This is a genomic window from Collinsella sp. AF08-23, assembly GCF_003479805.1.
Classification (GTDB): Bacteria; Actinomycetota; Coriobacteriia; order Coriobacteriales; family Coriobacteriaceae; genus Collinsella.
Window position 1 is genome coordinate 1 of record NZ_QUHV01000004.1, and the last position, 9,431, is coordinate 9,431.

General features: G+C 51.2%; 11 protein-coding genes and 1 pseudogene. 9 read left to right on the plus strand and 3 right to left on the minus strand.

Translation table 11 applies throughout. The features are described 5' to 3' along the window. Positions 1–58: 58 nt before the first annotated feature. Complete coding sequence (locus DWV48_RS03125) at positions 59–238, plus strand: hypothetical protein (RefSeq protein WP_199588884.1); 180 nt, start codon at positions 59–61, stop codon at positions 236–238. A 290-nt stretch (positions 239–528) separates the two neighbouring features. Here the strand turns inward: DWV48_RS03125 and DWV48_RS03130 are convergent, their stop codons facing one another. Both DWV48_RS03130 and DWV48_RS03135 read right to left on the minus strand, forming a co-directional pair. Next, positions 529–1,341, minus strand: a complete 813-nt coding sequence (locus DWV48_RS03130) for a hypothetical protein (RefSeq protein ID WP_118653381.1) — start codon at positions 1,339–1,341, stop codon at positions 529–531. A 102-nt stretch (positions 1,342–1,443) separates the two neighbouring features. Beyond that, positions 1,444–1,983 (minus strand): hypothetical protein, encoded by a 540-nt coding sequence (locus DWV48_RS03135; RefSeq protein ID WP_118653383.1) that lies wholly within the window; start codon positions 1,981–1,983, stop codon positions 1,444–1,446. Between the two features lie 282 nt (positions 1,984–2,265). Here DWV48_RS03135 and DWV48_RS03140 point away from each other — a divergent pair, with 282 nt between their 5' ends. The 7 genes and pseudogenes from DWV48_RS03140 (at position 2,266) to DWV48_RS09485 (ending at position 6,292) form a co-directional block, all read left to right on the plus strand. Then, a complete protein-coding gene (locus DWV48_RS03140; protein WP_118653385.1) occupies positions 2,266–3,096 on the plus strand; it encodes a hypothetical protein in 831 nt (276 codons plus the stop codon). A 144-nt stretch (positions 3,097–3,240) separates the two neighbouring features. Next, positions 3,241–3,870: a hypothetical protein gene (locus DWV48_RS03145; RefSeq protein ID WP_118653387.1), complete on the plus strand. Its 630-nt coding sequence runs from the start codon at positions 3,241–3,243 to the stop codon at positions 3,868–3,870. 281 nt (positions 3,871–4,151) lie between these two features. Further along, positions 4,152–4,331, plus strand: a pseudogene (locus tag DWV48_RS09480) (DUF4160 domain-containing protein); the annotation flags it as partial. An 8-nt stretch (positions 4,332–4,339) separates the two neighbouring features. Further along, entirely contained in the window at positions 4,340–4,633 is a 294-nt protein-coding gene (locus DWV48_RS03155; protein ID WP_118653389.1) for a DUF2442 domain-containing protein, read from the plus strand. A 324-nt stretch (positions 4,634–4,957) separates the two neighbouring features. After that, positions 4,958–5,578, plus strand: coding sequence for a dCTP deaminase (dcd, locus tag DWV48_RS03160; RefSeq protein WP_118653391.1), 621 nt, complete (start codon positions 4,958–4,960; stop codon positions 5,576–5,578). Continuing rightward, entirely contained in the window at positions 5,578–6,021 is a 444-nt protein-coding gene (locus DWV48_RS03165) for a hypothetical protein (RefSeq protein WP_118653393.1), read from the plus strand. Before dcd ends, DWV48_RS03165 begins: the two co-directional genes overlap by 1 nt. Continuing rightward, on the plus strand, positions 6,008–6,292 hold the full coding sequence (locus tag DWV48_RS09485; protein ID WP_118653395.1) for a DUF1653 domain-containing protein: 285 nt from the start codon (positions 6,008–6,010) through the stop codon (positions 6,290–6,292). The genes DWV48_RS03165 and DWV48_RS09485 overlap by 14 nt, the downstream gene beginning before the upstream one ends. A 365-nt stretch (positions 6,293–6,657) precedes the next feature. On the opposite strand, the gene DWV48_RS03175 is transcribed toward DWV48_RS09485, so the two are convergent. Continuing rightward, entirely contained in the window at positions 6,658–8,124 is a 1,467-nt protein-coding gene (locus DWV48_RS03175; protein ID WP_118653397.1) for a M81 family metallopeptidase, read from the minus strand. A 208-nt stretch (positions 8,125–8,332) separates the two neighbouring features. On the opposite strand from DWV48_RS03175, the gene DWV48_RS03180 reads away from it, so the two are divergent. Then, the gene (locus tag DWV48_RS03180) at positions 8,333–9,097 is read left to right on the plus strand and encodes a DeoR/GlpR family DNA-binding transcription regulator (RefSeq protein ID WP_118653399.1); all 765 of its coding nucleotides are present in this window, start codon (positions 8,333–8,335) and stop codon (positions 9,095–9,097) included. Positions 9,098–9,431: the final 334 nt, after the last annotated feature.

Consider the following 9,431-nt stretch of genomic DNA (forward strand, 5'->3'; position numbering starts at 1 on the left):
CCTCTCGTAGATTTGTTCAAGAAGGTGTTGCCACATCAGCCACATCAGCCACATCACCGTGTGCGCCGAGCAGGACGAGGACTGGTCGAGCAGGCGCTACATCTCGCCCGAGTCCATGCTCAAGCTGGCCGAGCCCGCGGGGCCCGAGCCCGTCGAGAGCGAGGCGTCGCGCAGGAGGGGCCTCATGATCGTCGAGACGGCGATGGAGCTCGCCGGCGCGGGGAGGAGGGCGGTGTGATGCTATGATGCAGAGGGATTCAGGCTGCGGCCCGTCCCAGAAAGACCGGCTACACCAACTTTTCCGACACTACCGACCGGTGGTGCCATCGCGGCTGACAGCCGTTACCAATTTGGGTTACTGCGCAGCCACTCGGTGGGGTTGCCCGCAAGCGGTCCATACGAAAACTCGATTGTGCCGATGGCAAGATGGAGGCGGGTGAACTCCTTGAGGCAGTCCGAAGTGGCGGAGGACTAAATATCGCCATTCGAGTTTCAGCTCCTGCGTTCCACCCGAATTCTGTCTATGGTTCAGCCATCTTTCGCCGATGTCGCTGCATCACTACTCAAGAATTCTGGGCGCCTCGACAAGCAGTCCGCGATTTCTGCATCACATATTTCTCGTGCCCATTCGTATGCGGGCAGGCTGACAGAACGAATGAGCTCAAGAGCATCTTGATAACGACCCTTGACGTTAACAAGTCTCAGATTATCCCAGTGGCATACCCTGTTTCGCAAAGACCCCATTCTCGAGAGTCTCAAGCCGATGTATGCGCGTGGGGATAGTTTTCCGCGTTCCTTTTTGGTCTTCGGTATATTGGGAAACGCTTGGTACAAGACATCCTTCCAGAGTCTTGCGCATTGGGCGTCGCGTTTCCGAGCGGCTTCCCATGATTCCCGCCGTTCTGATTCTATGGGAGCGCGGGGACTGAGCCCCGCAGGATTGCCAACCATATTTTTCCATGTTCCCAAGGTTGCATGGGAAATCATGTCATCGTGAGAAGCGACCTCCTGTCCTTCGTGGAGATACTGCTTGGCTCTCTTCTCCCATTCGGTGCGATGGACAAACGGAGCGAGCACGGGGGCGCTTGAATATATATCGGAGCACGTGGTCCATGTATTCTCAAGGTCCTGGGCCATCCACCACTGGTTAATTGCGCTGTCTATGGAGTTGCGAACGATGACTTCCGCCAAACCGATCGGCTTTAATAATGCCTGCCCTAAATCGAGCTCCCATGCGCAAGCTTCCAGAGCCTCTTCAGCGTTGTCGGCGGCATTGAGGACGATGGCGACACGAGGGCCCCCGAGCAGGGGCAACACATCTTTTGGCGAATAGGCGTCCATGCGTTTGCCTTTCCGATGGCGTAAAGTTACAATACAAGCAAGACGGTCTTTAGACCGCGTTTCTTATACTGCGCCCGGTGTTTCTCACTGGGCGCAGTTGGTTTATTCGGAAAGTGATTCTAGAATTGCCTGAATGAGGCTTTCTGCTGTCTTGATTCCCGGTATCGTGAGTTCGAGCGTCCAGTCCCGCGATCCAGTCTTGCCCTTTTTGATGAAATTCCGTTTATCCATCTCATACGCTTTCGAGAAATTCCCGGTATCAAGGCACGATTGTCTGCGACATTGTTCCTTAATGTAGGCGGCTTCAATGGGCTTTTCGGCTCCGTAAAGAAGCAGCAGGGCAACGTTGCGCATTTTTTCTCGTTTGTTTTCTCCCGGAACACGTTCTTGAAGTACCGGGAGCCCTGTCTCTTGGTCCAGGTAGAATATACCTGCAGTCTCGCACTGATCCTTGAGGCTCGCATCATCTCGGTCGAAAGAATCTGGCATGATTGTCTTAGGCTCTGAAGATGGGATTGAGGGGCTTGTGGCTGTGGAGACCAGCTCAAGCATTTGCGCCAGACGCGCAGAAACAAACTCCTCGCTTCCGGAAATGGTGAATGACCTCTTCGTTAAATCTAGGCTGATACTGGATGTTTCCATGACTGACCTCCCTTGAATCTAAGGCAATGATAGCATTCGTTTTGTTTGTTGCAACTATAAACAAGTTCAAGTTCTTAAAAAACTCGTCTAATTAGATGAATATACACGTAAACAAATATATATGTCATACCTAATCTATTGATTACTCAAACCCGACTTCTGTTTAGGATGCCTCCACCAAGAACGATCCAGCATATTTACGTCTACCTATGCGGCGTCGTGAATAGGGGCATAATTTCGGGAAAGTGCTAGATATGAGGATCGAGGGTTTCGGGGGACACGATGGAACGCTACCGCCTCGTCAAGGGTTTTGGTCGCCAGGAGTACAGAGAGGAATTCCTCGACGGCAGGCTCTACATGAACTCCCTGGGGTATTTTTGGAGTAACGGAAACGAAGCCCAGAGGGACGCCGCCGAAGGTCTGAGCCTCGAGATTGAGCCGATGACTCTGGAGGCATTGCCCATAGAGTTCAGAAGGGTGCAGATGCATTGCGCTCAAGTGTGTCCATCTGGTTTTGCCTCGTGTAATATCCTCTGCTTTGCCATGGATACCGTCAAGAACATCAATGGACTGCCGTGTATCGAGACCCTAGGGAACCCTCGCGAGCTCGGCGAGTATTTCATCGCAATCGATGATATCGATCAGTTTCTCAAACGGGTGGTGTGCGCGGTGGCCGCCCAAGGGGCGGAATACATCTTTTCGCCCGTGGCCTATGGGCCTCCCGCCTTGGCTCCCGGTCGGGATCTGGGCAATCATATTCTGCTTGAGATGGATGAAGCGCCGGGGGACGCCTTCTTTCCCGATGGGCTCCCGGGGACTTGTTTCGGGCCGTTCAAAAAGGCGGTGCAATACGCGTCGCAAAGAGAGTGGAGAATTGCGCTTTACCGTGGGGTTGCGGTCGCGACCCCATACGTCTTGGATATCGGGGACATAAGGGACATCGCTCACGAACTGCAATACGATGGCCTGTACATAGACGCCGAGATCGCCGCGCACAATACGGCAGCGTGGATCTTTGCCCAGACCGGCGGAAACATCTCAAAGGAAGAGCTGACCCGGCGCTTTTACGAGTTGGGGAATCGGAAGGTTAAGATGTTCTGTACCGTGGGTTGAGGCACATGGGGGAGCCGGTGCCATGCCCCATGAGCATGAAACTTGGCTCTAGGTCGATAATCATGTCCGCACGGCGTGCGAGAATTCTCACAACATGAATTGCTTGCAGGTACAGCTTAGGATCTGACTGAAAGAGAGTGCAAAATGGCTATTTCGAATGTTGATGCTGTGGTGACGGCGTCGACCGCGCTAGTGGCTCTTTTTGTCACGTTCCATCAAATAACTCAGTCAAACAAGCAGGGGCTCTTTAACCATCGGCTTAGCGTGTGGACAAATGCTAGGAGCCTCATGAATCTTTGTGAGAAAAATCGCCATTATCTAGAAAGGGAGCAAGAAAGCCCGGATTTGGCAAACGATTTGTCTTTTCAATTCATGACCAATAACGCTTATCTCTATTCCATTGGTCCGTCTATTGCGCATGTTCTTGAGCAAGATTACCAGCAGCTTCTTCTGTGCAAGTTGACAGAGTTGCAGGATTTGGCTCTTGAAGCGAAATTTGTATTCAAGGGCGACTTGGGTAAATCGTTGTCGTCGTTTATCGATAGCTATCACTCCCTTTTGTTTTCTATGTATCAGTACCAGCTTGTATTAAATCATGTAGAGAAGATCGGGGGAGAGCAGTGCTTGGGCCTTGACGATGCTTGTGAATCGGTCGGAGAGCCTGAAGAGCGCCAAAAGCTGGCTGATGCAAGGCGCACGTTGCTCGAATCATATAATCGTTTGATTGATGAGAAGGTTGAAAAGAGAGTAGAGAAGCAGTGTCGCTTGAGATAGGGCGCCATGCTTTGCGCGTGCCGTCGATGTCGAGCGGCGGGAAGCCAAGTCCGTCTATGACGAGATTTTGGTTCAGGTTCACCACGCGGTCATGTTGAAATTCTGGCGCTTCCGCCAGTGCTCGTGCGGCACATTATTCGGTGGAGGGCAGCACCTGCTTTCGGGTATCCTGGGGCCAGCTGGAAGGAGGGTGCATGCCAGAGGCGACTCGATTTCTCGGAATTGTCATCAAGATGATCTACATGGACAGTGAGAAGCATCATTAGTCGCACGTCCATGTCTACTTTGGTGAATACAGGGCTTCCCTTGCCATAGATGGGGAGCTGTCGGCCGGCTCTCTTCCGGCGAAACAGCTGCGCATCGTATCCGGTTGGCTGGCTCTGCATGAAGACGAGTTGTACAGGGCATGGAATCTTGCGGTTGCTGGAAAGCCCTTCGACAAGATTGAGCCGCTCGTGTAGGAGGTAGCATGTACATCATCGACGGCATCGCATATGCTGGGGAGCCCGTTGAAGGCATCGAGGTCTCCCATGCCCGGTATGTCGGCGAGCGCATCCTGCTCGTCACGTTCTCGACGGGGGAGACCCGCCTGTTCGATGCCAGCTGCCTTTTATCCATGCCCGCCTTCGAGCCGCTTGAGGACGAGGACGTCCTCAAGGATTTCCGGCTCGAACACGGCATCATGACATGGTGCGATGGCGACATAGACATTGCCCCCGAGGCACTTTACGAGCGGAGTTTTGAATGTCAGCAGGTCGCCTGACCGTTGCCATGTTTTATGTCGCAAGGGCAATTTGGAGGGGTGAAGTTCGAGATGCGTCAAGCATGCCTAGATGCATTCGATTCATATGAGGCTCGTTACGGCATTAACGCCACTGCCCCCATCTGCCCCGGGCCGCTCCGTCCGGCTCCTGAGGGGTATGATTGCCAGATTCATCGATGTGTGTCTAGCTGAGTTTGGGATGCGTTCCGATAAACTTGCAACTCAATGTCACTTTCAGTGCATGCAAGATGAACGCAGTTTTTTAATCCGAGTGCTGTCGTTTGGCGTATACTGAATAGATTCATTTTCTCGTTTGTGGGAGGGATGAAAATGCTGTTGTCGGATAATGAGATTCTCAAGCTAATTGAAAACCCTCGGCCTTTGATAGCGCCCTTTGATGGGAAGCGCCTTCAGTCGTCCTCCTACGATGTAACCTTGGCTGATTCAATACAGGAAATCGTTGCAATGCCTGGCATTGTGAATCTTCTTGACCAGAGGACGGTTGATTCTGTATATGAATCTATCGATATATCAAATGGATATATTCTAAAACCTGGTCAGTTCGTGCTTTGCAAATTGTCCGAACGTATCGAGCTTCCAGATGATATTGCAGCGCACATTATGCCTAGAACGCGTTTCACGCGGTTCGGTCTTTTGGTCTCTGCGCAGCATTGCAATCCAAGCTACGCTGGCACATTGAGCATTGGCATGCACAACTCATCTCCAAACAATATATCTCTTGCTCCGGGAATGGCCGTCGCTCAGCTCGTGTTTGAGCGCCTGTCTTCAGAGCCGTGTCGCGAACGGTTGTATCGCAATCGAAAAGATGCGCTCTACCACAATGAAGAAGATTTTATTGGTTCTCAGTTTCTTGACGATTTGTCCCCGCAGGCAAAGGCAATCTTTGAGGATATGGTCTCAAGCTTATCGGGTGGTGGGGAGTGATGGCACGGCTGCTCAGTTGTCTGATTGCCGAATACGCCCAGCGCCATTATGCGGATGAAGATCCTGGTGCATGTTTTGAGGCCCAGAAGGCAATCGAATGTCAGATTATTTCTGACATCTGCGAAGAGCGGTCACAAGAAATCGCATTGCGTAGCCGAGAGATTGAGTTAACTGAACAGATGAAAAAAGCTCGGCATGAACTTATGATTGCGGTTGTCGAATGCGTGCTCTTGGCTATCCCGGTTGGTCTGGTGGGGAGCCATATGTATGATCTTCTGAAGACCGGGTTTTACGGAGCGGTTCAGGACTTTAACCTGCCGGCATTATGGTTTGGTCTGCTTGTCATGGTAGTGTTATGTGGTCTGATTCTGTTTTGCATGTTTTTAAATCAGGTGGTAAAAGCCGTTGATTCGATAAGGGATGCAAGGGATGGTCGTGGCTAGCGAAGTGCAGCAAGCAGTCCCCGTTGAAGGCGGGATATACCGACATTTCAAGGGCAAGGAATACCAAGTTATCGGTACGGCTCGACATTCTGAGGATGGAAAGTTATACGTAGTTTATCGTGCGCTTTATGGCGATTGCGCTTTGTACATCAGGCCGCTCGAAATGTTCATGAGTCCTGTAGACCACTTCAAGTACCCTTTAGTCTCACAAGAGCATAGATTTGAGTTGATCAGACAGGGGAGTCCTGACGAGTGCGGGAAAAAACTGTAGCCGTATGGTCGGGCGTAGGACTGTATTGCCTGTGAGGGCGAGCATCCGATCTCGTCCATGATGTCCTGTTCATGCTCAAATTGCGAGCGTGGCAATAAGAGGAGCTCTGACGAGAGAAGCCACAAAAGATAATAGGGCGTAATTAGATCATCGCTGGTGTCCATGCCGTATTGCAGACAATAGAGAACGCCATTTATATCAACGAGCATTGACGCTTCTGCAACCAGAATCGATGCCAGCGCAGCATAAATCGGAATAAGCTTGAGAATAAATGCTTCTAGGATTTGCGAGATCAACGCTCGAAATGTGGAAGCAGTGCGGCAGCTCCAATAATGGCGGCGGCCACACTGCCTCCAATCCACGGTCTATATCTCGTCAATTGGGAACATCGGCCTCATGATGCGCCTGAAGTCGATCAACTTGGTGTTTTGGGGCGTTGCACCGTCGGTGAGCGACATGACGGAAAAATCTCCCGCCGCCTTGAGCTCAGGATGGATATAGCCTTGCTTTACAACGATGACATCAATGTTGCGCCAGTCAATTCCGCGGGTGGCGAGATTGCATGCGTCAAGTTGGTGTTCCTCGACAAATGAGTGATTGTTGTCGGTGATCGCAATGTAAATCGGGCGATCGACGACCTTGACGGTGACAATCGGCCCGTAATCACCCTCTTCACCGTACATATGCGTCCCCTCTTGCCGACCGTTTGCAATTACTTCAACGGTGAGGGAAACAGGTTCACTCATTGCATCCGCGCCAATGCCGAGTTTGATTTCCGCAGAAGTGCCAACAGCAAGACCCATGAGCTGGTGGCAAGCTGAGTCATCATGGATAGAGGCGAAAAGGAAGCTCTTGGTTTCAAGTTGTTTGGGATCCAAGGCGAGAACTTGCCGTAAGATGAAGGTGTTGGCACCCATGGCGCCCGAAGTGACGTTATCTCCAGAATCCGTGACGAATGCAGGCGTGCCTTCGCATTTCAGCGCCATCTCGAGCGCCTGATCAGGTTCAGCGGTCGTGCCGGTATAGTGGAATTTGAAGCGGCGTTCCCAAACGTACGAGGCAAGGTTGTCGGCTATTTTTCCGGCATGGAGCCGGTCGTCCATCGATCTGGGTACGACAACAACTCCGCATCCAGCTTCGGGGCAGTCGTGTCTCAGATAGCCAACATGCCAAGATGCGGAGAGGATTCCTTCATCCCGCTCGAGTTCGTCAAGATATGCATTAATGCTCCGAACAGGCTCATCAGAAGAAACGGATTGCTCTCCGCCAAGAATGAGGGGGAGCTTTCGGTAGACAGGAACAGGGCGGCGTCCCTCATCGACGAAGGCAATCAGTTCGCGGCAGGTGCGATGAACCGACTCGGCAATATCAGTATGAGGGCTTTCTCGATAGCTGCGGATGAACGTGCAGCTCTCTACATAGTCCTTAGTCAGGTTGCCATGAGGATCACAGCAAACCGCAATAGGAAGATAGGGGCCAACAATTGCGCGGATACGTGCCAAAAGTTCGTGTTCGCCCGAGCCCACTTCCTCAACATAACTCGCCCCATGAAGGCAGAGGTAGATGCCGTCAAGAGTGGAAAGATTGGCCCGGACTGCATCAGTGATCGTTCCGGCGATATGCTCGTAAGCTCGCTTCTTCATGACCCCGCTGCATGCGGCGTCGGCGCAAATCGTAGGAATGACTTCAATGTCATCTCGATCAAATACATTGCCGAGATGCATGTGGCAAAGAGACTCCGATGCGTAGGAGAGGGCGACGTTCTCCAAGTCACACTTCATGGGGACATGTTCATTTGATTCGAGAGTGAATTTGCCGACAAGGATTTTCATAGAAGCTCCCTCCATTTGATGGCCGTAATCACAGAGTATCACAAGAAATAACATAATAGTGATAAATGTAAAATAGATATGTGCATGAGGAGGGAACGAGGGCAATGTTTTGCCTGTGCGATTGACAGTAATTCGGCTGTTTGAAACGCGCAATCTTCCATAGTGATACGATTGCAATGTAATTGCTTGTTATTCGGAATGGATCCTTATGAAAATAATTGAACGGCGACATGCAATTTTGGATACGCTTCAAAAAGAGGGAAGCTGCGACCTTAATGATCTTGCACGCCGTTTCAATGTATCGAGCATGACTGTTCGACGTGATTTGAAAGAGCTTGCCGGAAATGGCTCGATTACCGTCTCTCAGGGTCTTGCGGTCATGAACGATGGCGCCCTGCAAGAATATAGCATGCTGGTAAAACACGATATTGCAGTTGAGGAAAAGAAGAGGATTGCGCGCGCCTGTCTGGGTTATATCCAAGACGGAGACTCCATCTTCCTCGATGCCGGAACGACTGCAAAAGAGCTCGCGGCTTTGTTGGCGCGAAATAACAGAAGCGTCAACATCATGACACACTCGTTATTGGCAGCACAGGAGCTATCGGTTTCCCACCGGGCAAGCATGATCATGTGTCCGGGTGAGTACCGCGCCATGTCGATGGCGTTCATGGGGCCATTGACTGACGACTTTATTAAGAAATTCCAGATCGATACGCTGTTCCTCACTATCGAAGGTGTCGATCTTGCAGAAGGCGTTTCGGTTGTGGATGTAGCCGACGGGCATTCGAAAGAAGTGCTCATCGACCAGGCAAAGCAGGTTGTCTTGCTGGCAGATAGCACAAAGTTCGGGAAGTCTTTTTTCTACAAGGTAGCACAGCTGGACAAAATCGATGTGGTTATTACTGATTCCGGGCTCGATTCTGCCCTGCGCGAAGCGTTCATGGCGGCTGGAGTCAAGGTAATCTGCGCATAACAATTCTTAACGCAAAGAACCTTATAAGACAGAGGCAGTTCAAGATATGCGAGTTAGACGCAAATACCGTTTACCGAAAAAGAACACGCAGGTACAAGAGGAATAATAGGCAAGAACTACCGCTTGCCGAGTCATTTTGACCATATCTTGACCTAACACGAAATAACAGAATAATGAGAATCAATGTTAGATACTGTTACTAAGGAATGAAAGTGACCTTGTCTAGCATGGCAGACCTTCGTGGAGATGCAAATCTCGAGCAGCGGATCATGTAGAGGGCATGCCGATCGGAAAAAACGTTGATCCCGACGAGTTCGGGGGGGGGGGGGGGGTC